This is a genomic window from Natronobacterium haloterrestre (assembly GCF_900112205.1).
GTDB classification, from domain to species: Archaea; Halobacteriota; Halobacteria; order Halobacteriales; family Natrialbaceae; genus Natronobacterium; species Natronobacterium haloterrestre.
The window spans coordinates 84,142-111,141 of sequence record NZ_FOKW01000009.1 but is presented as its reverse complement, the minus strand read 5'-3'; the positions used below and the strand labels follow the sequence as shown (position 1 = coordinate 111,141).

26 protein-coding genes are annotated in these 27,000 nt (G+C 67.2%); 16 read left to right on the top strand and 10 right to left on the bottom strand.

Annotation, left to right across the window (positions count from 1 at the left end; all coding sequences use genetic code 11):
* The first annotated feature begins 108 nt into the window (after positions 1-108).
* Genes BM113_RS16685 through BM113_RS16675 form a run of 3 tightly spaced genes read left to right on the top strand, consistent with a single transcriptional unit; the run spans position 109 to position 3,868 of the window.
* Positions 109-1,095 (top strand): DUF4129 domain-containing protein, encoded by a 987-nt coding sequence (locus BM113_RS16685; RefSeq protein WP_089789183.1) that lies wholly within the window; start codon positions 109-111, stop codon positions 1,093-1,095.
* The gene (locus BM113_RS16680; protein WP_089789182.1) at positions 1,092-3,113 is read left to right on the top strand and encodes a DUF58 domain-containing protein; all 2,022 of its coding nucleotides are present in this window, start codon (positions 1,092-1,094) and stop codon (positions 3,111-3,113) included. The genes BM113_RS16685 and BM113_RS16680 overlap by 4 nt, the downstream gene beginning before the upstream one ends.
* The gene (locus BM113_RS16675) at positions 3,110-3,868 is read left to right on the top strand and encodes a DUF7519 family protein (protein WP_177209201.1); all 759 of its coding nucleotides are present in this window, start codon (positions 3,110-3,112) and stop codon (positions 3,866-3,868) included. Before BM113_RS16680 ends, BM113_RS16675 begins: the two co-directional genes overlap by 4 nt.
* Positions 3,869-3,964: 96 nt before the next feature.
* Here the strand turns inward: BM113_RS16675 and moaA are convergent, their stop codons facing one another.
* Complete coding sequence (moaA, locus tag BM113_RS16670; protein ID WP_089789181.1) at positions 3,965-4,957, bottom strand: GTP 3',8-cyclase MoaA; 993 nt, start codon at positions 4,955-4,957, stop codon at positions 3,965-3,967.
* A 124-nt stretch (positions 4,958-5,081) separates the two neighbouring features.
* On the opposite strand from moaA, the gene BM113_RS16665 reads away from it, so the two are divergent.
* Both BM113_RS16665 and BM113_RS16660 read left to right on the top strand, forming a co-directional pair.
* On the top strand, positions 5,082-5,303 hold the full coding sequence (locus BM113_RS16665) for a hypothetical protein (protein ID WP_089789180.1): 222 nt from the start codon (positions 5,082-5,084) through the stop codon (positions 5,301-5,303).
* 710 nt (positions 5,304-6,013) lie between these two features.
* A complete protein-coding gene (locus BM113_RS16660; protein WP_089789179.1) occupies positions 6,014-7,366 on the top strand; it encodes a Cdc6/Cdc18 family protein in 1,353 nt (450 codons plus the stop codon).
* A 33-nt stretch (positions 7,367-7,399) separates the two neighbouring features.
* On the opposite strand, the gene BM113_RS16655 is transcribed toward BM113_RS16660, so the two are convergent.
* On the bottom strand, positions 7,400-8,911 hold the full coding sequence (locus BM113_RS16655; RefSeq protein WP_089789178.1) for an RtcB family protein: 1,512 nt from the start codon (positions 8,909-8,911) through the stop codon (positions 7,400-7,402).
* Positions 8,912-9,053: 142 nt separating this feature from the next.
* Here BM113_RS16655 and BM113_RS16650 point away from each other — a divergent pair, with 142 nt between their 5' ends.
* Positions 9,054-9,530, top strand: a complete 477-nt coding sequence (locus BM113_RS16650; RefSeq protein ID WP_245758084.1) for a twin-arginine translocation signal domain-containing protein — start codon at positions 9,054-9,056, stop codon at positions 9,528-9,530.
* Between the two features lie 22 nt (positions 9,531-9,552).
* Here the strand turns inward: BM113_RS16650 and BM113_RS16645 are convergent, their stop codons facing one another.
* Both BM113_RS16645 and BM113_RS16640 read right to left on the bottom strand, forming a co-directional pair.
* A complete protein-coding gene (locus BM113_RS16645; protein WP_089789176.1) occupies positions 9,553-10,680 on the bottom strand; it encodes a DoxX family membrane protein in 1,128 nt (375 codons plus the stop codon).
* A gap of 104 nt (positions 10,681-10,784) precedes the next feature.
* Positions 10,785-11,270 carry an archease gene (locus BM113_RS16640; protein ID WP_089789175.1) on the bottom strand — a complete coding sequence of 162 codons (486 nt, stop codon included), beginning with the start codon at positions 11,268-11,270 and terminating at the stop codon, positions 10,785-10,787.
* 241 nt (positions 11,271-11,511) lie between these two features.
* Here BM113_RS16640 and BM113_RS16635 point away from each other — a divergent pair, with 241 nt between their 5' ends.
* Positions 11,512-11,988: a GNAT family N-acetyltransferase gene (locus BM113_RS16635; RefSeq protein WP_089789174.1), complete on the top strand. Its 477-nt coding sequence runs from the start codon at positions 11,512-11,514 to the stop codon at positions 11,986-11,988.
* A gap of 51 nt (positions 11,989-12,039) precedes the next feature.
* On the opposite strand, the gene BM113_RS16630 is transcribed toward BM113_RS16635, so the two are convergent.
* Positions 12,040-12,612, bottom strand: coding sequence for an ArsR/SmtB family transcription factor (locus BM113_RS16630; protein WP_089789173.1), 573 nt, complete (start codon positions 12,610-12,612; stop codon positions 12,040-12,042).
* A gap of 151 nt (positions 12,613-12,763) precedes the next feature.
* On the opposite strand from BM113_RS16630, the gene BM113_RS16625 reads away from it, so the two are divergent.
* The 3 genes from BM113_RS16625 to BM113_RS16615 are packed head-to-tail and all read left to right on the top strand — an operon-like array spanning position 12,764 to position 15,605.
* Positions 12,764-12,979, top strand: coding sequence for a heavy-metal-associated domain-containing protein (locus BM113_RS16625; protein ID WP_089789172.1), 216 nt, complete (start codon positions 12,764-12,766; stop codon positions 12,977-12,979).
* 5 nt (positions 12,980-12,984) lie between these two features.
* Positions 12,985-14,901: a heavy metal translocating P-type ATPase gene (locus BM113_RS16620; protein ID WP_394327722.1), complete on the top strand. Its 1,917-nt coding sequence runs from the start codon at positions 12,985-12,987 to the stop codon at positions 14,899-14,901.
* Between the two features lie 2 nt (positions 14,902-14,903).
* Positions 14,904-15,605: a hypothetical protein gene (locus tag BM113_RS16615; RefSeq protein WP_089789170.1), complete on the top strand. Its 702-nt coding sequence runs from the start codon at positions 14,904-14,906 to the stop codon at positions 15,603-15,605.
* Between the two features lie 40 nt (positions 15,606-15,645).
* Here the strand turns inward: BM113_RS16615 and BM113_RS16610 are convergent, their stop codons facing one another.
* The 3 genes from BM113_RS16610 to BM113_RS16595 all read right to left on the bottom strand — a co-directional run bounded on the left by BM113_RS16610 (position 15,646) and on the right by BM113_RS16595 (position 18,938).
* Positions 15,646-15,828: a DUF7836 family putative zinc-binding protein gene (locus BM113_RS16610; RefSeq protein WP_007143626.1), complete on the bottom strand. Its 183-nt coding sequence runs from the start codon at positions 15,826-15,828 to the stop codon at positions 15,646-15,648.
* Between the two features lie 407 nt (positions 15,829-16,235).
* On the bottom strand, positions 16,236-17,588 hold the full coding sequence (locus BM113_RS16600; RefSeq protein ID WP_089789168.1) for an LLM class flavin-dependent oxidoreductase: 1,353 nt from the start codon (positions 17,586-17,588) through the stop codon (positions 16,236-16,238).
* Between the two features lie 105 nt (positions 17,589-17,693).
* Positions 17,694-18,938 carry a carboxylate--amine ligase gene (locus tag BM113_RS16595; RefSeq protein WP_089789167.1) on the bottom strand — a complete coding sequence of 415 codons (1,245 nt, stop codon included), beginning with the start codon at positions 18,936-18,938 and terminating at the stop codon, positions 17,694-17,696.
* Positions 18,939-19,094: 156 nt separating this feature from the next.
* On the opposite strand from BM113_RS16595, the gene priS reads away from it, so the two are divergent.
* The 4 genes from priS to BM113_RS16575 all read left to right on the top strand — a co-directional run bounded on the left by priS (position 19,095) and on the right by BM113_RS16575 (position 22,472).
* A complete protein-coding gene (gene priS, locus BM113_RS16590; protein WP_089789166.1) occupies positions 19,095-20,270 on the top strand; it encodes a DNA primase small subunit PriS in 1,176 nt (391 codons plus the stop codon).
* Positions 20,267-21,310 carry a DNA replication complex subunit Gins51 gene (locus tag BM113_RS16585; RefSeq protein WP_089789165.1) on the top strand — a complete coding sequence of 348 codons (1,044 nt, stop codon included), beginning with the start codon at positions 20,267-20,269 and terminating at the stop codon, positions 21,308-21,310. Before priS ends, BM113_RS16585 begins: the two co-directional genes overlap by 4 nt.
* Positions 21,307-21,936: a thioredoxin-dependent thiol peroxidase gene (gene bcp, locus BM113_RS16580; protein WP_281244036.1), complete on the top strand. Its 630-nt coding sequence runs from the start codon at positions 21,307-21,309 to the stop codon at positions 21,934-21,936. Before BM113_RS16585 ends, bcp begins: the two co-directional genes overlap by 4 nt.
* Before the next feature lie 89 nt (positions 21,937-22,025).
* Positions 22,026-22,472, top strand: a complete 447-nt coding sequence (locus tag BM113_RS16575) for a pyridoxamine 5'-phosphate oxidase family protein (protein ID WP_089789164.1) — start codon at positions 22,026-22,028, stop codon at positions 22,470-22,472.
* 92 nt (positions 22,473-22,564) lie between these two features.
* On the opposite strand, the gene BM113_RS16570 is transcribed toward BM113_RS16575, so the two are convergent.
* Positions 22,565-24,832, bottom strand: coding sequence for a CDC48 family AAA ATPase (locus tag BM113_RS16570; RefSeq protein ID WP_089789163.1), 2,268 nt, complete (start codon positions 24,830-24,832; stop codon positions 22,565-22,567).
* Positions 24,829-25,077: a DUF7127 family protein gene (locus tag BM113_RS16565; RefSeq protein ID WP_089789162.1), complete on the bottom strand. Its 249-nt coding sequence runs from the start codon at positions 25,075-25,077 to the stop codon at positions 24,829-24,831. Before BM113_RS16565 ends, BM113_RS16570 begins: the two co-directional genes overlap by 4 nt.
* Positions 25,078-25,309: 232 nt before the next feature.
* Here BM113_RS16565 and BM113_RS16560 point away from each other — a divergent pair, with 232 nt between their 5' ends.
* Both BM113_RS16560 and BM113_RS16555 read left to right on the top strand, forming a co-directional pair.
* Entirely contained in the window at positions 25,310-26,152 is an 843-nt protein-coding gene (locus BM113_RS16560) for a TatD family hydrolase (protein WP_089789161.1), read from the top strand.
* A gap of 247 nt (positions 26,153-26,399) precedes the next feature.
* Positions 26,400-26,981: a DUF2150 family protein gene (locus BM113_RS16555; RefSeq protein ID WP_007143616.1), complete on the top strand. Its 582-nt coding sequence runs from the start codon at positions 26,400-26,402 to the stop codon at positions 26,979-26,981.
* The last annotated feature ends 19 nt before the right edge of the window (positions 26,982-27,000 follow it).

Genomic DNA, 27,000 nt, shown 5'->3' with positions numbered 1-27,000 from the left:
ATACTCCCGGGCGGTCGGCCGCCCGTCCCACGCCACCGACTCACGCCCGGCAACTGGTCACATTCCGGTTGCCTTTATTATCAAGGGGCTGCTACGAGCGCATGACTGGTGCCCCGAAATCGCCGCCCCCTCCTCGTTCGACTGGTCGCCGCGGTCGCCGGAATCGTCGCCATCGGGCTCGCAGCCGCGACGGTCGAATCCCCCGTCGAGATCGGCGGCTCCGGCGGGATCGGCTCCACGGAAGGGCAGAGTTCACCGGGGGGAATCGAACCGCCGCCACAGCAGGAGCCACCCGTCGAGCACGTCGAGGTTCCCGCGTTCCTCGAGTATCTCATCGCCGCGTTACTCGTACTGGCAGCGGTTATCGTCGTCTGGTACCTTCTGACCCATCGTCGTGATGCGCTTCGCGTGCTCGCGTTGTCCCTCGTCGTCATGCTGGCTGTCTATCTCTTCATCCGGTACGCCGATCCGATCTTCCCGTCCTCGATGGCCCCCGGCGGCGAACCCCTCGAGGGGAGCAGCGGTGACGGCTTCAGCGAGGACGGCGACGGAACGCCGGCGGTCGAACCGCTGCTCGCCGCCCTCGCGGTACTCACCGCCATCGTTCTCGGCGGATTGCTCCTCAGCCGGCGCGACGGCGAAACCGACGCCGCGGCGGCCGAGACTCCCGACGGCGAGGACGAACGACCTGGACAACACGTCGCAGCAGTCGGCAACGCGGCAGGACGGGCGGCCGACCGAATCGAGAGCACGACCGACGTCGACAACGAGATTTACCGTGCCTGGCGGGAGATGACCAGCCCTCTCGAGGTCGACCGGCCGGACGCGAGCACCCCCCGCGAGTTCGCGGCCGCGGCGGTCGACGCCGGCCTCGAGCGGAACCACGTCGAGGAACTGACGAAGCTGTTCGAGGACGTCCGCTACGGGAGCGCCGAGGCAACCCCCGAGCGCGAGCAACGGGCAAAGAGCGTGCTGCGGCGGATCGAAGCCGCGTACGCGGAAGGGGGTTCGGTTTCGGAGAGCGGCGATTCAGTTTCGGAAAGCGGGGACGGGACCGGCCCCGGCACGGACGGCCGCTGGGGGTCGGAACGATGAGCTTCGATCGCCGGACCGTCGGGCTCGTCGCCGGCACGGTCACGCTCGCCGCCGCTGTCGCAGTCAGCGCGGGCCTCGTCTCGCTGGACCTCTCGGAGGCCCTCGTCGTCCTCGTGGCGGTCCTCGCGGGTGCGATCGGCCTCCGGAGCCTCCTCCGACGACGGGGAGTCCGCTCGCAGTTCGACACGCCCGACCCCGAGCGTACCGCCGCGGTACCCGTCCCCGGAGAGAACCTCACCGACGCGGTCTCGTCGTTCCGGCGGCTCCGCGGCGGCCACGCGCCGGCGACCCGAGGTCGGCGGCTCCGGGCCGGCCTCCGCGAAGCGACGCTCGCGGTCCTCACCCGGTTCGGCGGGGAGTCGCCCGAAAGCGCCGAAAACCGCCTCGAGGACGGCGACTGGACGGACGATCCGATCGCGGCCGGCTTCCTCTCCGATCGCCTCGAGCGGCCGGACCGATCGCTTCGCTCGCGCGTCGGGCGCTTCCTCGAGCGCGGGTACGAGACGGAGTACCGGCGGGGCGTTCGCCACGCGGTCGCCGCCATCGACGCGGTGGGATACGAGAGCGGCGAGGGCAACGACAACGACGACGGCGGAACCCCGTCGCTGCCGGCGTACGACTACGGCCGGGCGGCCGCCAGTGAGGAGCAACGGCGGACGACGACCGACGACGTCGACGGGATCGAGAAGGGCCGCCGTGCCCCCACCGAGTACTGGTCGGGAATCGGCATCGTCGCGTTGCTCGCCGTCGGAGTCGGTGCCGCCGTCGAGTCGCCGGCAGTCCTCATCGCCGGGGTCGCCGGGGTCGGCTACGCCGGCTTCGCCCGCGCGTTCGAGCCCCCCGAACTCGCGCTTTCGGTCGAGCGGACGGTCAGCGACGACGAGCCCGAACCCGGCGACGAGATCGAGGTCGCCGTCGAGATCACGAACGAGAGCGGCCGGTTCGTCCCCGATCTGCGGTTCGTCGACGGGGTCCCGCCGGGCCTCGTGGTCACCGAGGGGACGAGTCGACTGGGCACCGCGCTTCGGCCCGGCGAGAGCGTCTCCCTCGAGTACACCGCCTCCGTCGGCCGGGGCAGCCACGAGTTCGACCCCGCGCTCGCGATCGCACGGGACGTCTCGCAGTCGACCGAAGGGGAGTTCCGGATCGAGAGCGAGACGACCGTCGTCTGCGAACCGGAGATGCGCCCGGTCGCCGCGCCGGTGCCGCTACGGGCGACCGCGACCGCGTTCGCCGGCCGGTTGACGACGACCGAGGGTGGGGCCGGAACGACGTTCCACTCCGTCCGGGAGTACCGCCCGAACGACCCGCTATCGCGCATCGACTGGAACCGACGGGCAAAGACCGGCGAACTCGCCACACTCGAGTTCCACGCCGAACGGTCGGCCCGCGCGGTCGTCCTCGTCGACGCGCGGAAGGCGGCCTACCTCGCCCCCGCGCCGGACGCGACCCACGCCGTCGACCGGTCGCTCGCCGCGGCGGGTCGGATCGGCGCGAGCCTGCTCGAGGCCGGCCACTCGGTCGGTCTCGCTGGGCTGGGCCCGGTCGATTCCGACGACGACCCGCTGCTGGGGACCGACCCCTGCTGGCTCGCGCCCGCCTCGGGCCGACACCACGAACTCGAGTTCCGGGAGTTGCTGGCGTCACACCCGCAGTTCGATGCGGTCGCGCCGGAGCGGGAGACCCCGTGGCTGACCCAGCTCCGGACGCTGCGCCGTCGGCTCTCGGCCGAGACCCAGATCGTCCTCCTGACGCCGCTGTGTGACGCCGGGTCGGCCGACATCGCCCGCCGGCTCGAGGCTCGCGGCCACCCGGTCACGGTCGTCAGCCCCGATCCGACGGTCGGCGCGACCGCCGGCCAGCGGCTGGCGCGAGTCGCCAGGCGAGTGCGCCGGTACGACCTGGAGCGGGCCGGCGTGCCGGTCGTCGACTGGCCGGTCGACGAGTCGATCGACGACGTTTTCGCGCGCCGGACCGGCGCTCGGAGGGGTACCGCGACGGGAGGTGGACTTCGATGAGCGACCCGGTCGAAACCCGTCCGGACGAGGAAAACGGCGACGCTGCGGGGGGCGGCACGAACCACGGTCGGCAGGAACCGGACGCCAGGTCGGAACGGGAACCGGGAGCCGAACCTCCCTCCCCATCCGACCGGGACGATCCGACCGAGGCGAGCCGCGGCGCAGGGGACCCCGACCTCGATCTCGACCTCGAGGAGGGAATCGAACTCACGCGCAAGCCGACGGTGGCCTCGAGCGCCGCCGCCCTCGTCGCGGCCCTCGTGGCGACGCTCGCGGCCGGGCTCGTCTCCGTCACCGCGGTCGCGATCGGTGTCGGGGGAGTCGTCCTCCTCGGGGCCGCGCTCGCGGTCGGACACCGCGGGACGGCCGACGCGGGAGCGGTTCTGGTGTTCGCCGGCGTCCTGGCCGCCGGCGTCGGCGGCGGCGCACCCGCGGTCGAGCCGACGCTCGTGGGGGCGGTCGCGACCGTCCTCGCCTGGGATCGCGCCCAGGCCGCGATCGACCTCGGCGAGCAACTCGGGCGCGAATCGCGGACCCTGCGATTGGAGGCCGTCGGGCTGGCCTCGAGTCTCGTCGTCGGGCTCGCGTCGGCGACCGTCGGCTACGGGATTTACGTCGTCGGCAGCGGCGGCCAACCCGTTTCCGCGCTGGTCCTGCTGTTGCTCGCGGCGGTGTTGCTGACGGTCGGGCTGGGCTCGAAGCGAAAACGGGGCGGCAAGTGGGGCTCGAGTCGGCGGGGGCCACGCAGGCGATAAGCGATAGTCGTAGCGGGGTGTTCGACCGACTAGTTCCTCGTAGCGGGGCACTCGACCGATGTCGATAGTCGTAGCGGGACGTTCGACCGATCGGCTCTAGGCTCGTACCGACTCCTCGAGGTACTTTTCGTTGATCTCCCACTCGCCGTCGCCGTTCCTGATCATATACTCGCCGTAGTAGGGGACGCGGTTTTCGACGGTCTCGCGGAACGCCTCGCGGATTTCGGGTTTGGTCATCTCCCCCATCGAGCGAAGGTCGTCGTTGCGGTTGAGACAGCCCTTGAGATAGCCCTCGTGGGTTACCCGAACGCGGTGACAGTTCGCACAGAAGGTGGGGTTTTCGACGGGATCGACGATCTCGACCATCCCGGTTCCGGCGTCGCCGTCCTCTCCGCTCACCCAGTAGCGTCGCCGATCGTGCATCTCCCGGTGCTCGATCTCGTCGGCCCGGTCGGCGAGCCAGTCGTGAACTCGCTGGATGTCGATGTTCCACTCCGGCCGACCGGTGAGCTCCGGCATGTACTCGATGAGCTGGAGCTGTAGCCCCTCGTTCTCGGCGACGTGGTCGACCATCTCCGGGACGTAGCCCGCGGTGTGCTCGAAGACGACCATATTGAGCTTCACGGGATCGAGCCCCGCCTCGAGGGCGGCCTCGACGCCCTCCAGGACCTTCTCGTACGCGCCGCTTTGCGTGACGGCGGCGAAGTCCTCGGGATCGAGTGCGTCCTGGGAGACGTTGACCCGCTCGAGGCCGGCGTCGACCAGGTCCTCGGCGCGGCCCGGGAGGAAGGTCCCGTTGGTCGTCAGCGAGACCTCCATCTCGTCCGGCGTTCGTGCGATGATCTCCTCGAGATCCTGACGGAGCATCGGCTCGCCGCCGGTGAACTTGACGGCGTCGACGTCGAACTCGGCCGCGACCTCGAGAAAGCGGACGACGTCGTCGGTGTCCATCTCGTCGTCCTGTGGGTCCATCGGCCCCCGCGTGTCGCCCAGCCCCTCGTTGTGGCAGTAGACACAGTCGAAGTTACACCGGTCGGTAAGAGAGACGCGAACCCCCGTTACTTCGCGTCCGAACTCGTCGGTGAGCATACGCTCGGGTTGCAGGCGAATCCGCTTAAACTCGACGGGTATTCTCGCCCCTCCGAAACCATTTTTGGTTTCGTTCGCGGTCGACGGCGTAACAGCTACCCCGTCGGATCCCGAACGCGCCCGCATGGACGACGAGATGCTCGCGGACCAGCGCCGGCTGGTCGAACTCATCGAAGCGGAGGGATGGGACGTAACGGACCTCGAGATCTCGGCCTACGACAGCCCATGGGCCGACGAGGACGATCCGGAGGCGACGGTGACGATCACGGCGCGACGGCCCTACGAAGGCGATGACGACGAGGACGACGCGGACGAGGACGACGGGAATCCGTTTCGGCTGAAGTGATACAGTGTGGATGGGACGGATCGGTCCTGGAACGAGCCAGTCGGCTTGCGAACTGCTAGCTCGCTCGCCCGTCGTGGTTTCGTTCCCCCTCGAGACGGTCCCCCTTACCAGGGACCTCCCTCACACTACATTCGAAATGAAATCTCTTTCAGCAGCATCTAGAAGATCGGTCTCCCACACCATATTCGAAATGAAATTCGAGTGGAGGAGCAGCATTTCGTCGAGTATAGCAGTATAGACGGGAGAAAATCAGGTTCCAGTACGAGTGGGGCGAGAATTCATTTCGAATACGGTGTCGAACCCCCGGTCGGCGTCTCTCGTTTTCCGTTTCAGACTCCGTTCAGCACTTCTCGTTCACCAGTTCACCCTCCGCATAACACGTCCCGTTCTCCGTTTCATTTCGATTACGGTGGGGGAGTGGTACGATCTTCCCCATCGATCGGTTTCAGTTGGATACGAGTCATTTCATTTCGATTACGGTGCATTCATTTCGACTCCGGTTCGCTCGAGGTTCATTTCGGACACGGGGCTTTCATTTCGATGACGGTCGTCCCGACGTTCAGTTCGACAACGGTGTCTTCGTTTCGGCGTCGGCGGTAGTTCCGCTTCATTTCGACCATGGACTGTTCATTTCGGTCATGGACTGTTCATTTCGACCGAGGTCCATTCATTTCGAAAAAGGTATTGAGGGCCGGTGAGCAGTGCCGCCAATGAAACAGGAGTCCTCGGATGGTCGAGGCGGCGAAGACGATGACGGGACGGCGGACTCCCCCGGCTCGTCTATCGTCGATAGTATTCTCGACGGCGAACGACGAACCGTCTTCGAGAACAAGCAACTCGTCGACTCCAACACGATCGTCGATCACAACCGGATCTACGGCCGTGACGAACAACTGGCCGCCGAAGCGCGCGCGTTTCGCGACACCCTCGACGGCGAACGCCCCCCGGATCTCCTCCTCTACGGACCGAGCGGCACCGGCAAGAGCCTCACGGTCAAAGCAGTCGCCGAGAAGGTCTCGGAACGTGCCACTCAGAACGACATCACCTTCGACTTCGTCGCAGTCAACTTCAAGACGATGGAGTCACACTCGCTGGATCGCGCCGTCTGGAAACTCGGCCATCAGACAGCCAACAAAGCCGGCGTCGAGTGGGGTATCCCGCGAAAGGGCGTTTCCACCGATGCGAAATACGTTCGGCTCTACGAGATCGTCGACCGTCACTTCGACGCGCTCGTGTTCATCCTCGACGAAATCGACGCGCTCACCGGCCGCGTCGGTGAAGACGAGCCCGCGTACTCCCGGTTGCTCTACAGCCTGAGCCGGGTGATGGCCGAACAACACGTCGACACGCTCGTCTCGACGGTCGTGATCACGAACCACCCCAAGTTCCGCGAAAACCTCGACAGCAGGACCGATAGTTCGTACAATCCGACCGGCATTCACTTCTCGGATTACGACGCCAACGAACTCATCGAGATCCTCAACCGTCGGCGTGACGCGTTCAAAGAGGGCGCGCTCGACGACGGCGTCATCGAACTGGTGGCTGCCTACGGGGCCAAAAACGAGGGCGACGCACGGCGAGCGATCGATCTGCTCCGCGACGCGGGCGAGATCGCAAACAGAAACGGAGAGACGGTCGTCACGGAACAACACGTCCACGCGGCCAACGATTCGGTCGTGAAGAACCGCGTGCTCGAGATGGTCGGCGGGATGACGCTCCAGAAGAAACTCTCGCTGTACGCTGCGGCAGTGGTCGCTGACGTAAACGACGGCGCTGCACCGAGTCCAGCGGTCTACGCGCTGTATCGAGAGATTTGCCAACGCACTGACCGGGACGTGTATACCCAAGAGACCGTCAACAGCCACATCAACAAGGCGGGCACGTATGGCGTCCTCGAGAGCGAGCGGACGAGCGGCGGGTTCAAAAGTGGCGTCCACCTGATGTTCACGTTCACCGAGCCGGTCGAGGCCGTCCTCGAGACGCTCGAGGAAGACGAGACGTTCGACGAACTCGACGCCTCGACGGCACGCACCATCGCACGGCAGGCGCTTCGTGACTCGTGAGCCGATCGTTCGGCGACGACTCACGTCACCGCCTCAGCCTTTGATGTTACAGACCGGGAACGTCCGTGCGACCTTGTCCCCGATGCCCAGCGCGTCCGAGACGCGGACGACCTCGTCGACGTCCTTGTAGACGCCCGGGGCCTCCTCGGCGACCGTCGCGCCCGACTGGGCCTTGACGTATATCTGCTCCTGTTGCTCGAGTTCGTCCTGGACGTCGCCGCCCCAGTACTCGTTTTTGGCCTGCGTGCGGCTCATCAGCCGGCCCGCGCCGTGGGCGGTCGAGCCGAACGTGAGATCCATCGAGTTCTCGCCGCCCCGCAGGACGTAGCTGCCCGCGCCCATGCTGCCGGGAATGATGACCGGCTGGCCGACGTCGCGGTACGCTTTCGGCACCTCGGGGTGACCCGCGGGGAACGCTCGAGTCGCGCCCTTGCGGTGGACGTAGAGCTCGCGTTCCTCGCGCTCGACGGCGTCGCCGTCTCGCACCGGTCGGCCCTCCGGCCCGACCCCGACGGCGTGGGTCTCTTTCTTCGCGATGTTGTGGGCCACGTCGTACAGGAGCTCCATCTCCATCTCCTCCCACGAGCGGTCGAAGACCCGCTCGAACACCTGCCGCGTACGGTGCATGATCAGCTGGCGGTTGACCCACGCGAAGTTGATCGCGGCGTTCATCGCCTTGTAGTAGTCCGCCGCGAGTTGCGAGCCCGCGGGTGCCGCGGCCAGTTCCTTGTCGGGCAGTTGGTTCAACAGCCCCTGGTGTTGCTGTTCGATCTTCCGCAGGTAGTCGTTACACGTCTGGTGACCCAGCCCGCGCGAGCCACAGTGGATGAGGACGACGATCCGGTCCTCCTCGAGCCCGTAGGCGTCGCCGACCGCGTCGTCGAAGACGTCGGTCACGCGCTGGACCTCGAGGAAGTGGTTGCCCGAGCCAAGCGAGCCGATCTGGTTCTTCCCGCGGTCTTTGGCCTTCTGGGAGATCTTCGAGGCGTCGGCCTCGGCGCGGACTCCCTCGTCCTCGCAGTGTAGCAGGTCCTCCTCGACCGCGTGGCCGTTCTCGAGGGCCCAGTCGACCCCGCGCTCCAGGATCTCGTCGACGGTGTCGACCCCGGCCTCGACGATGCCGCCGCCGCCAAGCCCCGATGGAACGTTGGCGAACAGCGAGTCGACGAGCTCCTCCTCACGTCCCTGGAGCTCGTCGTAGGTGAGGTTCGTCCGCATCATCCGGACGCCGCAGTTGATGTCGTAGCCGACCGCTCCCGGCGAGATGCAGCCGTTCTCGGCGTCGAGCGCGCCGACCCCGCCGACGGGGAAGCCATAGCCCTGATGGCCGTCGGGCATACAGATCGCGTGGTTCGTGATCCCCGGCAGGTGGGTCGTGTTCTTGATCTGCTCGAGTGTCTTGTCCTCCTTGATCTCCTCGAGGAGCGCTTCGCTCGCGAGCACCCGCGCGGGAGTGCGCATGTTCCCCTCCTGTGGGATCTCCCAGACGTACTCACGCACTTTCTCGAGCGTGATGCCGTCGGCGTCGAACGTGGTATCGGTCATACGTGAGACTCCGACCGCGACGATGAAAGATGTTCGTCTCTTCAGTCGGAGGAACGGAGACCGGGGAACGGGATCCGAAGACAGTGAAACCGGCGGTTGTGCTACCGGTAGACGTTAGAAAGGGCCTCGAGTATCGTCGGCCATGCACATGCACCCCAAAAAGCGCGTGAGCCGCAGACGTTTCCTCGCCGGCACCGCCGCGCTCGGAGCTGTCGGGACCGCGGGCTGTCTCTCCGGATCCGATCTTCCCGTCGTCGGCTCGAGCGTCGACACCGAGTTCGAGCGGACCGACGTGGAACTCGCTGCCCACGAACCGCCCGACGTGACCGTCGGCGGCGACACCGTCACCGTCACCGTCCGGGGTACGGTCGAATTCGGCTCGAGCGAGTGCGGGACCGTCGACCTGGCTCACGCCGAGTACGAGTACTCCCAGGAACGGCTGGACCTGCTCGTCGTCGCGGCCGACGATTCGGGGGTCCGGACTGGTTGTTCGGACGACCTCGTCGAGGCCGGGTACCGTCTCGAAGCGACCGTGGGCGAAGGGTTCCGCCGCATCGTGGCGACGGAACACCACGTCTTCGGCCAGACGTACTCGACGACGGTCGAGGGGGTGGACTGATCGCCCGGCGGGCCGGTCGGGCTCAGTCCGAGCCGATCTCTGCCGCCGCTTCGGACAGCCGTTCTTCGTCGGCGGTGACGCGCTCGAGTCGCCTATCGAGAGCGTACGGTCCGGCACCGGTGATCAGGAGCGTCGAGGCCATCCCGAATAGCCCGACGTGTGCGAGGACGGGATCGTCGGGGAGCGCGAACAGCGTAAGGGTGAACATCGCGATGGCGGTCGCGGCCGTCGCGCGGGTGAAGAACCCGGCAAGCAGCGCGAGGCCGAGCGCTATCTCGGCCAGCCCCGCGCCGAGCACCCACAGTTCCGGCGCCACGGGGAGGACGGCGGTGAGTTCGTAGCGGTCGACCACTCCCAGCGCGAGCCCCGGCCGGAGGATCTTCTGGGTGAACCCGAGGTAAATGAACGACACCCCCAGACCCGCTCGAACGACCGTCGGCAGGAACCGTTCGTAGTCCGCCACCCACTCCTGAAAGCGCCTGGAGACGTCGTGGACCGGGTCGAACCGGCGGTAGACGGTCCCCGGCGAGCCCGCGACCCGCTGGAGGACGTGGTCGGCGCTGGGGCGGCCGCTCCCGATCAGTGCGATGGCGGCGAGTCCGCCGGCGTACTCGAGTTGCAACAGTAACTCGGGCCGAACGGCGACGCCGACGAGGTAGGCGGCAAGCGCGACGAGCGCGACGACCCGCGTCGCGAGCCCGAAAAGCAGGAGAAAGCCGAGCGCGACCTGGAGGAGCCGCAACTCGACGTCTACGGCAGGGCTGACGAAGTAGCCGCTGAACCCGGCTCCGATAAATGGGATGCCAAAGGAGATCCGCAACAGCCAGGGGACGAATCCGTTGTACTCCCCCATCGCGTGCCGAAAGGCCGCGATGTCACGCTGGACGGGCTGGACGAGCAGGTATCCCGCGACCGCGCCCAGGGCGAGGACCGCACCGACGAGCAGCGGTCCGACGACGAACGGATCGGTGAACGCCTCGACCAGGAACTCGAGGACGCCGGTGTCGCGCTCCCCGTCGACGACGTACTCCTCGTGAGCGCGTACGCGGGGAACCGCGGTGATCGCGAGGACGACGAGCGCGACGGCGGTCGCCGCCGGGCGTCCGGCCGCGACCCGCCCGTCCCCGTCGGTGCTGGATTCAGGAGCCACCGTCGTGTGCGGGCTACGAGGACGGCCGGCAAATAAGCACGGCCGGCGTTACGCGGACACAGAGCGCAGGCCGCGTGCCCGACAGTCACGGCGCTTGGTGGGGGTCAGACGTCGAAAACGACGTATGCCTCCCACCCGTCGTCGGTTCGCTCGAGTCGCATCTCCGAGTAGGTCACGGCCTTCACCTCGCGGGCGTCGATTTCGGAGAGGGGGACGCCGCGAGTGGTAGCCTCGAGAGTCCAGGAGTCGTGCTCGCCGTCCCCGTGTCGGTGTCCGTCTTCCTTTCTTGCCTCTCTGTTTCCATCTTCATCTTCATCTCCGCCCCTCTCGATCGACTCGACCCGGTTGTCGACCGGCAGCGCCGCCCGAACGTCCCGGCGGTAAATCAACTCGTCCAGATAGTCGAACAGCAGCGCTTCGCGGCTCTCGGCCGTCACCGACACCTGAAACCGCTCGCCCGTCCCCTCGGGTACCTCGTCCGTCGACGCGGCCGCGAGGCCGTCGGCGACAGCGGCAAAAACTTCTTCCAGCGTCCCGCCGGTAGCCGCGACGGCGACGTCCGCCGTATGGTCTCGCAGTTCGAAGGCCATCCGTCGGCAGTACGTCGGCCCGGGTGGTATGCCCGTCGCTTTCGCGCAGTCGTCGGGTCACGGGGTCGGGACGGTCGCGGCCTCGAGCGAGGATCGTACGGATGGGATGCCGACCGCCGTCGGGGGCCGATGCCGACAGGCGACGATGGACGGAAATCGCTGGAAGCAGACGCTCCGGGACCGTCACCCCGCGCAACCGGTGCCGGAGGAATTATATTGGCGACGATGTAAGGGTGTGGTAGTGAGCGTCAACATCGACAGCCGCGTCGTCGCCCCGGGGAGCGACGACTACGTCGACGAGGCCTGGCGGCTCAAAGAGGAGATCAGCCGCCAGGAGGGCGTCCTCAAACAGCGCCACGATTTCTTTACCGACGCCTATCGCCGCTCGAAGGTCCACTGTTACGTCCGCGACGAGGAACTCATCGGATTCGCTGCCGTCCGCCGCGACGGCTACATTCTCTTTCTCGCGGTCGCCCCTGAGTGTCGAGGCGAAGGGATCGGCAAACGACTGGTCGCTCGCGTCGCCGAGGACCACGATTCGATCACCTGCCACGCCCGGACGAGCAACGAGAACGCCCTCCAGTTCTACGAACACCTCGGGTTCGAGATCAATCGACGGATCGACGACTACTACGAGGACGGCGGCGACGCCTACTACCTGAAACTCGGCAGCGACGTCGGGATCGCCGACAAGATTTCCGAACTGATGCGCCGATAGCGGTCGCCGCGTCCCGTCGCCGGATACCTGGCCCCCAGCGGGTAGCCCGACTCAGTCGAGGCCCTCGGAACCGCCCGACGCCTCGTTTCCGTCCCCGTTTCGTTCCCGAACGATTCCCTCGACGAACCCGCGCCGCAGGATCGTCAACAGCAGGTACGTCTCGTATTTCTGGCTCCGGCAGTGTTCACAGGGAGCCATCTCGTCGGCGATCGACTCGATCGTGTCCCGATGCTCGTCCTCGAGATTCGCGACGATCTCCGAGATGTCGGGCGCGATCTCGGCGGCCATCGCCGCGACGTCCTCGCGGCGGTCGTCGGGAACGGCATAGGAGAGTACGATCGTGTTCGCGCGGTAGTACTTCGTCGTGCCGCCGCCGCGTTCCTCGAGACGGGCGACCTCGACGAGCCCCGCATCCCGAAGTTCGTTGACGTGATGGCGGATCGTGTTTCGCGTTCGGTCGTAGCCCCGCTGCTCGAGCGCGGCCTCGAGGTCGGCGACGCTGCGTTCGGCGTCAGCGAGCATGTCGAGGATCATCGCCCGAACGGGTTCGTCGACGGCGTCCGAGACGTTCGTGTCCCGGACGACGACGTCCTCGACCGTTACGTCCGACGTGAATTCGGCCATTTGTCGACCGTTGGTCGTCGATCCGTATAAGTCGTTCAACCGAGTCGACCGCCTAGACGATTCGTTTCACCGGTCCCGAGGCTCGTCTCCGCACCGAAATAGGTCATTTGAGTGATACTTTTGTGGCCGGGGCGTCTACGCTTACTCGAGCATGACCGAAACCGTCGAATACCGAATCACCGATTTCGATTGCCCCACCTGTGCGAGCAACCTCGAGCGCGCGCTGAAACGCGCCGAAGGTGTCGAGGACGCGGAAGTCCACTACACGACCGGTCGCGTCGAACTGGAGTACGACGACGGGGTCGCCGATCCCGAGTCGTTCGAGCGAACGATCTCGAACCAGGGGTACACGGCCCGCCCGCGGTGATAGCAGTGAGCCTCGAGCGATACCTCCGGAAACACCGACAGCCGGCCGTCGTCGCGGCGAGCGGATCGCTGTTCGCCGTCGGTTGGGCCGTCGGCTACTTCCACGATCTCCCCCGGGCGAGCGCGGCGCTGATGATCCTCGCGGCCGCCGTCGGCGGCTACGACGTCGCGAAGAAGGCTTACTACACGCTGCGGTCGCGGACCGTCGGCATCAACACCCTCGTGACGCTGGCGGCGATCGGCGCGATCGTCATCGGGGAGTACTGGGAGGCCGCGGCCGTCGTCTTCCTGTTCGCGCTGGGCAACTACCTCGAGGCCCGGACGATGGGCAAGACCCGCTCGGCGCTGGAGGAGTTGCTCGAGATGACGCCGGACACGGCCGTCGTCCGGCGTGACGGCGAAACGGTCGAGGTCCCGGCTCGAGAGGTCGAGGAGGGCGAGACGGTCGTCGTCAAGCCCGGGACGAAGGTCCCCGTCGATGGCGAGGTCGTCGACGGCGAAAGTGCGATCGACCAGGCCCCCGTCACGGGGGAGAGCGCGCCCGTCCACAAGGCGACCGGCGACGAGGTCTACGCCGGGACGATCAACCAGGAGGGCGCGCTCGAGGTCGTCGCGACCGGCACCGGCCGGGACACCACCCTCGAGCGGATCATCCGCCGGGTCGAGGAGGCCCAGGAGGCCCAGGCCCCGACCGAGACGATCATCGAGCGGTTCGCGGCGTACTACACGCCCGCGATCGTCGTCCTGGCGGCCGGGGCCTACGCCGTCACCGGGGACGCCGTGATGGCGCTGACCCTGCTGGTCATCGGCTGTCCCGGCGCGCTGGTGATCGGGCCGCCGGTGAGCATCGTCAGCGCGATCGGCTCCGCGGCCCGCTCCGGCGTGCTCATGAAAGGCGGCGAACACCTCGAGACCGCGGGGAAGATCGACCTCGTCGCGTTCGACAAGACGGGGACGCTGACGAAAGGCGAGCCGACCGTCACCCACGTCGACGGTTTCGGCCTCGACGAGGCGTCGGTCCTCCGGTACGCGGCGATCGCCGAGAAGAAGAGCGAACACCACCTCGCGGACGCGATCCTCGAGGCGGCACGCGAGGGCCTGCCGGACGACGCCATCGCGACCGACGGCGGCACGGCCGTCGAGCACCCCGCGAGCGCGGACGCCCCGCGGACGATCCCGGACCCCGACGAGTTCGACGTCGTCCCAGGGAAAGGGGTCGTCGCCCGGCACGACGGCCGGCGGATCGTCGTCGGTAACCGCGCTCTCCTCGACGACCGCGGGATCGAGGTTCCGGACCCCGTCGGTGATCGGGTCCGGGACCTCGAGGAAGCCGGCGAGACGGCGGTCCACGTCGCCCTCGACGGCGAGGTCGTCGGCGTCGTCTCGCTCGGGGACGAACTCCGACCCGCCGCAGCCGAGGTCGTGGCGGCGCTGCAGGATGCGGGCGTCCGCACCGTGATGCTGACCGGCGACAACGACCGCACCGCGCGTTCGGTCGCCGAAAGCCTCGAGATCGACGACTACCGCGCCGAATTGCTCCCCGAGGAGAAGCAGGCGGCGATCCGGTCGTTCCGCGAGGACGGCCACGTCGTCGCGATGGTCGGCGACGGCATCAACGACGCACCGTCGCTGGCGACCGCCGACGTCGGCATCGCGATGGGGGCCGCCGGCACCGACACCGCGATCGAGACCGCCGACATGGCGCTGATGGCCGACGACCTCGAACGGATCCCCTACGCCGTGACACTCAGCAAGGCGACCCGGTGGAACATCGGCGAGAACGTCGCGATCGCCGTCGGGACGGTCGTCCTGCTGCTCTCGGGGGTCTTCGCCGGCTACGTCCACATGGCAAGCGGGATGCTCGTCCACATCGGGAGCGTCCTGCTGGTCATCCTGAACGGTATGCGACTGCTACGACGCTGAATATGAACTCCGAATCCACACGAGACGCCGACCCGACGAATCGAGACCGAACGAGGTGGAACGTCGACTACGACGTCGACCCGATCCGAGTGCGCGACCCCGCCGCCGAGGCGCTTGCCGTCCTCGAGCCAGGCGAGCCCTTCGTGATCTCCTACGAGGACGTCGTGAAGGCCGCGGGCCACTCCTGTCCCACGACCGCCGGCGCGTACCGCATCGCGAAGGCGGGACTCGAGGCGCTCTACCCGGACCCCGACTCGCTGCCGGTCCGGGGCGACGTCGAGGTGCTCGCCGGCGGCCCGCGGGACGACCCGGCCTACGGGGTGACCGCCCGGCTGGTCTCCTACGTGACCGGCGCGGCCGGCGAGGACGGCTTCGGCGGCCTGGCAGGCGGCCACGGCGACCGGCGAAACACGCTCGAGTACGGCGCGATCGATACCGACGGGATCAGCTTCGAGTTCACACGGACGGACGTCGCGAGCGACGGTGCGGACGGGGACCCGGGAGCGAACGACCCCCCCGAAACCGTGCGCGTCACCTACCACGTCGCGTCGATTCCCGAGGGCGGCCCCGCCATCGGAACCCTCCCGAAACTCATCGACGGCACCGCGAGCCCCGAGGAACGCGAGGCCTTCGCCGCCGACTGGCACGGCCGCGTCCGCGATATCCTCGAGGGCGAGCGCTACGTCTCGGTCGACCGGCGGTGACGACCGGTCAAAAAAGGTCCCCGGAACCCCAACCCCGACGCTACGCGTGGAAGTTCTCGTGGATCTCGAGCCCTTCCGGCGTTTTGACGAACTCCGATACGGGCCGTTCGTCGTCGCAGTGTTCACACGTGAACTCGTTGCCCGGTGCCGGCAGATCGGCCGGGTCGTCTTCCCACTGTTCGCGACAGGACGGACACTCGAGGTCGATCCAGGGAGTACTCATGGTTGTCGGGATGGAGATGGACGCCGCTCGGAGACGGGTAGCCGACCCACTCGGCCGCGACGTCGTCGGCCCCGACCTCGAGGCGGTCACGCTCCGCCACCACCGCCTCGATACGGTCGGTCGAACGGCCGATTCGCGAGGCCAGGCCCGACGGCGAGAGCCCAAGATTGGCCTGTTTCACCGCCAGGACGGCGTCCTCGACGAGGGTCGCGTCCGCTCGGGTCATCGGCGACCACCGGTCGGAGCTACGGCCGCACCGGTTGAGAAAGTTACGCCCCACCCCGATACCCTCGTGCGGTTTCGTCGCCGAAACCGGACGTAAACCGCCGTCGAATGGCGGGGCAATCTCGCAGAGACTCGAGTCGGCGTCGGTGGGGACGAGGGAATTGGCGGCCCGCCGGACAGTGCTACGCGTCCCCTCCGGGATGCCCCTCGGGGAGTCCGCTCCGCCCGAACATGTTCTCCCGGAGCGTCTCGCCCTCGTACGACTCGCGGATCAGCCCGCGTTCGCGCAGGACCGGAACGACGTACTCCACGAAGTCCTCCAGCGTCCCGGGGCGGGTGACCTCCTTGAGGTTGAAGCCGTCGACGCCGATCTCGTCGCGCCAGGACTCGAGTTCGTCGGCCACCGTTTCGGGGCCGCCGACGATCACCGGCGAGGTCGTTCCCAGCCCGGCGAACTGGGCGACCTCCTCGACGGTCCACTCGCGGTCGGGATCGTTCTTCGTGAACGCGTTGATCGTCCCTCGGATCGCGTCGGTCTCGATGTGTTCGACAACCTGGTCGGGCTCGAGTTCGGAGAGGTCCATGTCGATGAAACCGGACAGCAGCGAGAGGGTCCCCTCGACGCTGATGTGTTCCTTGTAGGTCTCGTGTTTCTCCCGGGCGATCTCGTCGGTTTCGCCCGTGATCACGACGATTCCCGGGAAGAACTTCAGCGAGTCGGGGTCGCGGCCGTGGGAGGCGACGCGCTCGCGCATGTCCTCGATGTAGTCACGGGTCGCCGCCTTCGTCGGCTGGGAGACGAACACGCCCTCGGCGTTCGTCGCCGCGAACTCGCGGCCGCGGTCCGACGAGCCCGCCTGGTAGATGACCGGCGTCCGCTGGGGCGAGGGCTCGCAGCCGTGCGGGCCGGGGATCGAGAAGTGGTCGCCCTCGTAGTCGATCGCGTGGACCTTCTCTGGGTCTGTGTAGGTTTCCGCCTCCGCGTCGCGGACGACCGCGTCGTCCTCCCAGGAGTCCTCCCAGAGGCGGTAGCAGACGTCCATGAACTCGTCGGCGCGGTCGTAGCGCTCGTCGTGGTCCATCCGGTCGCCCAGCCCCAGGTTCTCGGCCGCGCTCTCGAGGTAAGAGGTGACGACGTTGAACGCGATCCGGCCGTCGGTGACGTGGTCGAGCGTCGAGAGTTCGCGGGCGAGCTGGTAGGGGTGGACGTAGCTCGTCGAGCGCGTGATCGCGAACCCGATGTCGTCGGTCACCTCGGCCATCGCGGGGACCAGCGCCTGCGGGGCGTTCGAGGGCGTCTGGATCGCCCGCCGAATCGCGGGGTCGCGGTCGTCGTCGTAGACGTCGTAGATCCCCCGCACGTCGGCGAAGAAGATCGCGTCGAAGCCGGCCCGCTCGGCGGTTCGTGCGACGTCCGTCCAGTACTCGCGGTCGGTGTACCGGTGGGACCCATCCCCCGGGATCGTCCAGGTCCCCGGCGAGACGTGCTCGACGGAGTTCATCGTAAAGAGGTTGAAGCGCAAGGGGTCGCTCATCGTCTGAAGGTCCGTCGCTCGGGAAAAAAGGGATCCGACACCGGAGAAATTCGGGTGGGATCGACGACGCTCGGGTTCCCTCGAGTCCGCCCCGTTCGGCCGTCGTCAGCAGGAACAGTAGTAGTCCGGCCCGCCGAACTTCGTCTCGAGCACCTGCAGCGCCGGCCCCGGATCGGACGGCCGGTAGACGCCCGTCGTCAGTCCCCGGGTCGACTCGAACTCGCCCGACAGCAGGGCCGTCCACTGCTCGTTCGAGAGCACGTCGGGGAACGACGGCGACTCGGCGAGCAGCGAGAGGTAGTCGGGGAGGTAGATCCAGCGGGCGTCGGCAGGTTCGCCCGCCTCGTACCCGAACTCGAGGTCCGCGTCGACGGCGTCCGTGTAGGCGGCACACGGGAGGTTCGCGCCCGCCTCGACGGGCATCGAGATCCACTTCCAGGGACGGGTGTTCACGTCGAGCAGGACGTAGTCCTCGCGGTCACGGTCGTAGACGAACTCGGCCTCGCTGATCCCGTAGTAGCCGCTCTCCTCGAGCACCGAGCGGGCACGAGCCTCGAGTTCGGGGTCGTCGACCGCGTCGACGACACAGGAGGTGCCATAGCCCTGCGGGTAGCGGACCCGGGCGTTGCCGACGACGCTGGTGACGTCGCCGTCCGGCGAGACGTAGGAGGCGAAGGATCGGTCCTCGCCCGTCTCGACGGGGACCTTCTCCTGGGCCATGACGCGGACGCCGGCCTCGTCGGCCTCGGCGACGACGTCGTGGAACTCCTCGCGGTCCGCGACTTCGAGGACGTTCGTCCCGAGCAGTTCCTCGAACTCCCGCTTGCGCGCGGGCTTGACGACAAGCGGGAAGCCGAGCCGGTCCGCCGCCTCGTCGGGGTCGACCTCGGAGAGGCGGTACGTCTCGGGGTAGGGAACGTCGAGTTCCTCGGCGGTCGCGTACAGCGACTCCTTGTCGAGGACGTCGGCGATCACGTCCTGGTCGGCGAAGGGGAGCCGGACGCCCTCGGGTTCCGTCCCCGCGAACGCGTGGACCCACTCGTCCATGCAGGGGAAGGCGACGGGCTCGTGATCAAGGACCTCGGCGACCGACTCGACGTCCTCGCGGAAGCCCTCGGGGTCGTCCAGCGGGAACGTTACCTCGCCGGCCGCGACGATGGCGTCGGAGGACGGCGCGACGCCGTCCCCGACGCGGTCGAGCGCGATGACCGGAACGTCGTGGGCGGCCAGCGCCCGCGCGACGCTTGCCCCCGTGATGTGGGCGTTGGCGACGATCGCCGGCGGCCGGTCGAACGAGCGGTCCTCGAGCGTCTCGCGGAGCTGCGCGAGCGACGTGAACTGGCGGGTCATGGTCGATCCAGCCGTTCCGGTGAGCTAAAGCCTGCGATACCGGCTGCACTGACCGCCGTCACTGACGGTCCGACATCCGCGATCCGTTCTCACTCCCCACCCGGACCGCGACTTTCGGCAGGATTATACTCCCCCATCCACGACTACCCGAGGCGCATGGAGGAGCGAACGAGGGCCTATCTTCGCGGGCGGTTCCGGGATCACTACCGACGAACGGAGATCACGCCACCGCCGGCGGCCAACGAACGCGAGTGGGGGTTCATTCCCTGGACCGAGGGACCCGATACCACCATGGTTCGCCATCGTTCGCTCCTCGAGTTGGGGAACCTCTCCGAGTTCCTCGTCCGGAAGCGGCCACGCCACGTCTACTTCTCGGCCGGCCGCTTTCGCGACCCCGGCGCGGGGTCGATGAACGAGAAGGAGTGGCAGTCGGCCGACCTCGTCTTCGACTTAGACGCCGACCACCTCCCGACCGTCACGCTGGGCGAGGACTCCTACGCCGAGATGCTCTCGAAGTGTAAGGACGCCCTTCTCCGACTGCTCGACTTCCTCGAGGACGACTTCGCCTTCGAGGACACCGAGATCGTCTTCTCCGGCGGCCGGGGGTACCACGTCCACGTCCGCGACGAGAACGTCCGGGACCTGGAACGGGAACACCGCCGCGAGATCGTCGACTACGTGCGGGGGATCGGCCTCGAGTTCGAGGAACTGATCGAGACCGAGACCGTCGCCGGCCTCGGTCGGAAGACGCCGACCGAACGCCGAACGCTGCGGGTCGAGGGCGGCTGGGGCCGTCGCATCCACCGCCACTTCATGGACTTCGTCGACGAGTTGCTCGCGATGGAGGAGTCGGCCGCCCTCGAGCGCCTCCAGGAGTTCGACGGCATCGGCGAGGGGAAAGCGAAGGCGACGCTGAACGCCGCCCGAAATAACCGCGAGGGGCTCGAGGCGGGCAACGTCACGGTCCACACCGCCGTCGCCCAGCTGGCCGAGCGGTTCGCCGAGAAGGCCGTCAAGCGGGACAACGCGCCGATCGACGAACCCGTCACCACGGACACCAACCGGCTCATCCGGCTGCCCGGCAGCCTCCACGGCGGCAGCGGACTCGAGACGGTTCGCCTCGGGCGCGACGAACTCGAGGACTTCGATCCGCTCGTCGACGCCGTCCCCGACACGTTCCGCGGACAGGAAATCGCGGTCGACGTCACCGACGGGGGCGAGGTCGAACTCGGAGGGGATAGCTTTACAGTCCCGGACGGCGATCAGTCACTTCCGGAGTACGTTGCGGTCTTCCTGATGACTCGCGGCAGGGCAGAAAAGGAGAAAGAATGAATTTGGACGAACTGCGCTCGGTTCAGAGCAAGGAGCGCCAGAAGGACAGCCTCCAGAACCTGCGCCCCTCGTTCTACCAGGAGGTCGGCGAGTACATCGCCGACCTCGAGGAGGAGCGAGACCGCGCGGCCGAGCGCGCCGACGATCCGTTCTCCTCGCCCGAAGTCAGCCGCCTCACCGACGAGATCGAGACCGCGAAGGACGTCGTCGAGGCCATCTACGAGCGTCGAATGGGGAAACTCGTCAAGCAGGCCAGCCTCGCCGCGGCCGGGATGGCCGCCGACGACGAGGGCCTCACCGCGGAGGAGGCCGACCTCTTCGACGATCTGGTCGACCGCATCGAATCGAACAAATCGCGCGTGCTCGACGTGCTCGAGGGAGAAGCCGAAGCGGACCCAGAGCCGGATCCGGATCCGGATCCGGAGCCGTCGACCGGCGACCGATCTGACTCGAGCGCCGGTCCCGCCGGCGTCGAACCGGACACGGCCCCCGAACGGGACCTCGATTCCGACCCTCCGACCGAGGTTCCGCCCGACGCCGCGCCCGAACCCGGTCTCGAGTCCGACCCCGCGGACGGCACGCCGCCGGCACCCCCACAGGAACCGCCGGCCGAATCCGAATCCGAGGCTGGGACCGGTGCCGAGACCGAGACCGGGACAGGGGCCGGGGCCGACCGGCCGGACGAGCCCTCGAGTGGCGTCACGGCTGCGGACGTCATGGGCGGGGACGGGCCGCCGATCGACGACGGTCCCGATTCCACCGCCGCCCCGGAACCGCCGGAGGCCGACGGCCCGGAGGGGACGACCGATACCGATCCTGCCGGCCCTGACGGCGAGCACGGGCCCGAGACGACCGGATCCGCTACCGGCGGCCGTTCAGACGACGTCGAACGGGTCACCGTCAGGATCACGCAGGACGTCGGCTCGATCCTCGGCGTCGACGACCGCGAGTACACGCTCTCGACGGACGACGTCGTCACGCTCCCCGAGCAGAACGCGACGCCGCTGGTCGATCGGGAGGCCGCCGAACCGCTCGAGTGAGCACTGAGACGGAGGAGACGGGGACAGAGGAGCGGGGAGACCTGGTTTTGATCGCGAGCGTCGAACACCGGAAGGCGAACCGGGAGGCGAGGGTGAACGACGAACGGACGGGAACGAAACGCAACGCCTACAACGACCGTCGCGAACTCATCCCCATGCTCGACGTCGGCGATACCGCACCAGCGTTCGAACTCCAGAACCAGCACGGCGAGACGGTCCGGCGATCCGATTTCGACGGCCAGCGCCTCGTCCTCTACTTCTATCCGCGTGCGAACACCGACGGCTGTACGACGGAAGCCCGCGAGTTCGAGGACGCGCTCGAGGCCTTCGAAGAGCGCGATACCGCGGTCGTCGGGATCAGTGACGACCCCGTCTCGGACCTCGAGACGTTCGCCGACGACCACGACCTCACCTTCGACCTGCTCTCGGACGAAAACGGCGAGGTCGCGACGCTGTACGAGTCCTACGGCGAAAAGCGGATGTTCGGCAATACGTTCGACGGCGTCTTCCGCAACACCTACGTCGTCGGTCCCGACGGCCGAATCGAGGCGGTCTACGAGGGGGTCTCGCCCGACGGTCACGCCGAGGCCGTTCTGGACGACCTCCAGGAATTCGCCGCGCCCTGATCGTCGCCCGCGTAGACGACGTTTACGGCCGCGATTTTGGTATTTTCAGTGACAGTTCGTTATTTCTTCTTCGATGGTGTCGGTCCCTCATGGACGACGTCGAATACGTGTACACGACGGGTGTTCCCGAGAACGAACTCGAGGAGTTACTTGACGAGCAGGGTCACGGGACGCTGGCGCTTGCGGACGGGAACGATGCGTACGCGGTCCCGTTGAACTACCACTACGACGGCTCGCGGTTCGTCATTCGGATGAGTGACGAGCCGGGAAGTACGAAAGTCGAGTACGCCGAAACGACCGACACCGCGACGTTCGTCGTCTACGAGTTCGACGAGGAGACGACGTCCTCCTGGAGCGTCATGATTCGGGGACGGATCGATCGCCTCCCGCAGGAGGAACAGAACGAGTACACCGACACACGGCTCAACGAACTGTTCCCGCCGTTCCGACTCTTCGACGAGGCCGTTCCCGAGGTCGAGATGGTGCTGTACGAACTCGAGCCGATCGAAATCACGGGGCGGCGGACGATCGACTGAACGCGACAGACCGTCCGAGCGACGATCGACCGAGTCGAACGAGGGGGAAAATTCGAGACCGGACCGGGAACGAAAGCGGAGACGGTCGGACGTTACTGGAACGTCCGGCCGAGCTGGTCTTCCTCCTGAGCGGGTTCCGCCGAGTCGAACTCCTCTTCGATCTCCTCGTAGCGTTCGCGCGTCTCGGGAGTGACGCTCGGGTTGACCTCCTCGAGCGCGTGCTCGAAGTGTTCCTTGCTGATGAGGACGTTTCCGACGGTGTCGGCCATCTCCTCGGGATCGACCGAGTTGATGAACTCGCGGCTGGCGGCCATCGATGCCTCGCGACAGACCGCTTCGATGTCCGCGCCGACGTAGCCCTCGGTCTCCGCGGCCAGCCAGTCGAGGTCGACCGCATCCGCGAGCGGCTTGTCCCGGGTGTGGACCTCGAAGATCTTCTTCCGGCCCTCCTCGTCGGGGACGGGGACGTGGACGTGGCGATCCAGCCGGCCCGGACGCAGGAGCGCGCTGTCGATCAGGTCCGGCCGGTTCGTCGTCGCGATGACGACGACGTCCTCGAGTTCCTCGAGGCCGTCCAGCTCGGTCAGGAGTTGCGAGACGACCCGTTCACCGACGCCGGAGTCGGCCTGGCGCTGGCCGCGTTCGCCCGCGATGGAGTCGATCTCGTCGAAGAAGATCACGGTCGGGGCGTTCGAGCGGGCCTTCTCGAAGACCTCGCGGACGCCCTTCTCGGATTCCCCGACGTACTTGTTCAGCAGTTCGGGGCCTTTGATCGAGATGAAGTTAGACTCCGCCTCGTTGGCGACCGCCTTCGCGAGCAGGGTCTTCCCCGTCCCGGGGGGTCCGTACATGAGGACGCCCTTGGCGGCCTCCATGTCCATCTGCTCGAAGACCTCGGGGTAGTCGAGCGGCCACTGGATCGTCTCGCGGAGTCGCTCTTTGGTGTCCTCGAGGCCGCCGACGTCGTTCCAGGTGATGTCGGGAACCTCGACGAAGACTTCGCGCATCGCGGATGGCTGGATGCCCTTGAGCGCCTCCTTGAAGTCGTCCTCGGTGACCTGCAGGGACTCGAGGACGTCGGCGTCGATCTCCTCGCTCTCGAGGTCGAGGTCCGGACGAATGCGCCGGAGGGCGTTCATCGCCCCCTCGCGAGCGAGACTCTCGAGGTCGGCGCCGACGAACCCGTGGGTGTTCGCGGCGTAGTGTTCGAGGTCGACGTCGTCCTCTAAGGGCATCCCGCGGGTGTGGACCTGCAGGATCTCCTTGCGGCCTTCCTTGTCCGGGACGCCGATCTCGATCTCGCGGTCGAACCGACCGCCACGCCGGAGCGCGGGGTCGATGTCGTCGACGCGGTTCGTCGCGGCGATGACCGTCACGCGGCCGCGTTCCTCGAGGCCGTCCATCAGCGAGAGCAGTTGTGCGACAACACGACGCTCGACGTCGCCGCCGGCCTCCTCGCGCTTGGCGGCGATGGAGTCGAGTTCGTCGATGAAGATGATCGCGGGGGCGTTCTCCTCGGCCTCCTCGAACACCTCGCGCAGTTGCTCTTCGCTCTCGCCGTAGTACTTCGACATGATCTCCGGGCCGGAGATCGTCTCGAAGTGGGCGTCGATCTCGTTGGCGACGGCCTTGGCCATGAGCGTCTTCCCCGTGCCGGGCGGACCGTGCAGGAGGACGCCCTTCGGGGGCTCGATGCCGAGCTGCTGGAACAGCTCGGGGTGGCGCATCGGCAGTTCGATCATCTCGCGGACCTGGTCGAGTTCGTCGTCCAGGCCGCCGATGTCCTCGTAGGTGACTTCCGGGACGCCTTCCGGCGACGCGCCCGCGCCGCCCGCGCTGACCTGTTCGGCCGGCGTCTCGGAGATCTCGATGCTCGTCGAGTCCGTGATGACCACGGTGCCCGACGGCGAGGTGCTCGCGATCTTCAGCGGCACCGACTGGCCGGAGCTGGCCATCGGGCCGAAGGATAGCGAGAACGGGACCGTCTGGCCCTCCGTGACGGCCTGGCCCGAAAGCTTGTCACGGACGAGCGGGCCGATGTCCCCGCGGATGCGGAGGTTCTGGGGGAGCGCGACCGTGACCGACGTCGCGGGTTTGACGTCCGCCGGTTCGACCGTGACGCTGTCGTCGATGCCGACGTCGGCCTCCTGGCGGAGGCGGCCGTCGATGCGGACGATCCCGCGGCCCTCGTCTTCGGGATACCCCGGCCAGACGCGGGCGACGGCCTGGCCCTCGCCACCGCCGTCGATCACGACGTAGTCGCCGTTCTCGAGATCGAGCTCGCGCATCGAGACGCGATCGATCGCGGCCAGTCCGCGGCCTGCGTCCTTCTGTTTCAGTGGTTTAACGGTAAGTTTCATAGATCGCCCTCCAGTTCGACAGTGAGTACGCCGTTTTTGATAAACGTATGCGCGTCGCCTGCACCGTCGGGGAGCTCGAATTCGTACTGATCTTCGTCGACGACGACGATGACGGTGTCCTCGACGAGATCGACCGCCGCGTCCCCGAATTCGGGGCCGAAGTCGACGGCGAAGACCACGCCGTCGTCGTACTCGTACCGGCGGGCCGGTTGCCCGTCACTACCGGTGAATTGTTCGAGATTCATTTTGATACTAACTCAACGTAAGCACTTCTAATATATAAATCTTGTTCCGACAAACCCCGGTACGGCGAGGGGGTGTCGAAATAGTCCGCTGTTCGTAGTTCACATCGCCTGCTGGATTACCCGCCGTCCGTCGATTCCGGCGACCCGAACGCCGAACACGCTGCGGCACCTCGGCGCGTGGCGTCGACGGCGAAACGGTGGCTTTTCGGCTCGCCGCCTCCCACCGACGGACATGATCGACGAGACCCCGGTCCTGGACAACCACCTCCACCTCGATCCGGACAACCACCGCGGGATCGACGCCGTCGAGGACTTCGCCCGGCTCGGCGGGACCCACCTGCTCGTGGTCAACAAACCGTCCTGGCACCTGGGCGTCGAGGCCGACGCGGGCGAGGACTTCCGACCGGTCTTCGAGCGAACCATCGAGATCGTCGAGGAGGCCTCGGAGGTCCTCGAGGGACGGGCCTGGCCCGTCCTCGGCGTGCACCCGGGGCTGATCTCGCGGCTGGTCGACGACCGCGGGTACAGCCCCGACGAGGCCCGCGAGATCATGCAGGGAGGGATCGACGTCGCGGCGGAGTACGTCGCCGACGGCGAGGCGCTCGCGCTGAAGTCCGGCCGGCCTCACTACGACGTCGACGACGCCGTCTGGGAAGCGTCCAACGCCGTCATGCGCCACGCGTTCGAACACGGCGGCGACCTGGGCTGTGCGGTGCAACTGCATACGGAGGCCAGCGAGGATCTCACCGAGGTCGCCGAGTGGGCCGAGGAGGCCGGGATGGAGCGCCACCGGGTCGTCAAACACTACGCCGCGGGCCGACTCGAGGGACCGACTCCGAGCGTCATGAGCGACAAGGACCGACTCGAGCGCGCGGCCGAACGCGGCGATCCGTTCCTGATGGAGACCGACTACGTGGACGATCCCGACCGACCCGGGGCCGTCTTGGGGCCGAAGACCGTTCCTCGACGGGTCCGGTGGTTGCTCGAGGAGGGATACGACGCGGCCGTCCGGAACGCCCACGTCGAGACGCCCGCACGCGTGTACGGGATCGATACCGAGGCGACGCTCGAGTAGTCGCCGAGGACGTCTGCTGGGGAGTTCTCCGTTGCCGTCTCGCTCGGAACTGGCCTCGAGTCGCTCGCGAGTCGTTCGCGAGTCGTTCGCGAGTCGACTGCGAAGGGGAACTGACCGGCACCGAAGCGGCACCGAAGCCACGACGAATCGGGAATCGCACGACGGCGAATCCATTGTGAACCGTGATAGTCACCGCGAGCGCCCGATGTAGAGAAAGGCATTTCAAGCGGCCGGTGTAGGTGTCTGTATGAGCAATCCCCCGACCGAGTTCTACTCGGAGGAACGCTGGCAGAACTGGATCGACCGCATCAAAGACGAAGACATCGATCCGGAGGACGAAGACTCGGCCCGACTCCTGCTGAACCTGCAGGACGACACGGCGATCGCGATCGCGAAGATCGTCGCCGCGTACGACGACGGGGAACTCGATCAGGAGGAAGCGCTCGAGGAGATCGACGACGTCCGCGAGATCGTCCTCGACGAGATCGACATCGAGGACGAGGAGAAGCTCATTCTCGTCGACGGCGTCCAGACGAGTCTCGTCTGCGTCTTCTTCGCCGCCGAGGAGTACGTCGCGAACGGCCCCGCCGACGAGGGCACGGTCGGGGAATACCTGAGCGCCGCCGCCGACGCTGAGGCGGAAGAGGATCTCGACGCCGCACTCGGCTTCGCCGCACAGGCAGGGACGCTCATCATCGACGGCGAGGAGCTCGACATGGAGATGGCCGAGGACCTCGAGTACGGGCTGGTCACGGAGTGGATCAACGGGCTGGATTCGCTCCAGAGCGCGATGAGCGATCCCGAAGTGGTCGAAGAAGAGGACGAGTAATTCACGGTTTCTCGGGGCA

Coding starts and splice junctions, on each gene's coding strand:
- BM113_RS16680 (WP_089789182.1), top strand. CDS start 1,092: ATGAGCTTCGATCGCCGGACCGTCGGGCTCGTCGCCGGCACGGTCACG.
- BM113_RS16675 (WP_177209201.1), top strand. CDS start 3,110: ATGAGCGACCCGGTCGAAACCCGTCCGGACGAGGAAAACGGCGACGCT.
- moaA (WP_089789181.1), bottom strand. CDS start 4,957: ATGCTCACCGACGAGTTCGGACGCGAAGTAACGGGGGTTCGCGTCTCT.
- BM113_RS16665 (WP_089789180.1), top strand. CDS start 5,082: ATGGACGACGAGATGCTCGCGGACCAGCGCCGGCTGGTCGAACTCATC.
- BM113_RS16660 (WP_089789179.1), top strand. CDS start 6,014: ATGAAACAGGAGTCCTCGGATGGTCGAGGCGGCGAAGACGATGACGGG.
- BM113_RS16655 (WP_089789178.1), bottom strand. CDS start 8,911: ATGACCGATACCACGTTCGACGCCGACGGCATCACGCTCGAGAAAGTG.
- BM113_RS16650 (WP_245758084.1), top strand. CDS start 9,054: ATGCACATGCACCCCAAAAAGCGCGTGAGCCGCAGACGTTTCCTCGCC.
- BM113_RS16640 (WP_089789175.1), bottom strand. CDS start 11,270: ATGGCCTTCGAACTGCGAGACCATACGGCGGACGTCGCCGTCGCGGCT.
- BM113_RS16630 (WP_089789173.1), bottom strand. CDS start 12,612: ATGGCCGAATTCACGTCGGACGTAACGGTCGAGGACGTCGTCGTCCGG.
- BM113_RS16625 (WP_089789172.1), top strand. CDS start 12,764: ATGACCGAAACCGTCGAATACCGAATCACCGATTTCGATTGCCCCACC.
- BM113_RS16615 (WP_089789170.1), top strand. CDS start 14,904: ATGAACTCCGAATCCACACGAGACGCCGACCCGACGAATCGAGACCGA.
- BM113_RS16610 (WP_007143626.1), bottom strand. CDS start 15,828: ATGAGTACTCCCTGGATCGACCTCGAGTGTCCGTCCTGTCGCGAACAG.
- BM113_RS16600 (WP_089789168.1), bottom strand. CDS start 17,588: ATGAGCGACCCCTTGCGCTTCAACCTCTTTACGATGAACTCCGTCGAG.
- BM113_RS16595 (WP_089789167.1), bottom strand. CDS start 18,938: ATGACCCGCCAGTTCACGTCGCTCGCGCAGCTCCGCGAGACGCTCGAG.
- priS (WP_089789166.1), top strand. CDS start 19,095: ATGGAGGAGCGAACGAGGGCCTATCTTCGCGGGCGGTTCCGGGATCAC.
- BM113_RS16585 (WP_089789165.1), top strand. CDS start 20,267: ATGAATTTGGACGAACTGCGCTCGGTTCAGAGCAAGGAGCGCCAGAAG.
- BM113_RS16575 (WP_089789164.1), top strand. CDS start 22,026: ATGGACGACGTCGAATACGTGTACACGACGGGTGTTCCCGAGAACGAA.
- BM113_RS16570 (WP_089789163.1), bottom strand. CDS start 24,832: ATGAAACTTACCGTTAAACCACTGAAACAGAAGGACGCAGGCCGCGGA.
- BM113_RS16565 (WP_089789162.1), bottom strand. CDS start 25,077: ATGAATCTCGAACAATTCACCGGTAGTGACGGGCAACCGGCCCGCCGG.
- BM113_RS16560 (WP_089789161.1), top strand. CDS start 25,310: ATGATCGACGAGACCCCGGTCCTGGACAACCACCTCCACCTCGATCCG.
- BM113_RS16555 (WP_007143616.1), top strand. CDS start 26,400: ATGAGCAATCCCCCGACCGAGTTCTACTCGGAGGAACGCTGGCAGAAC.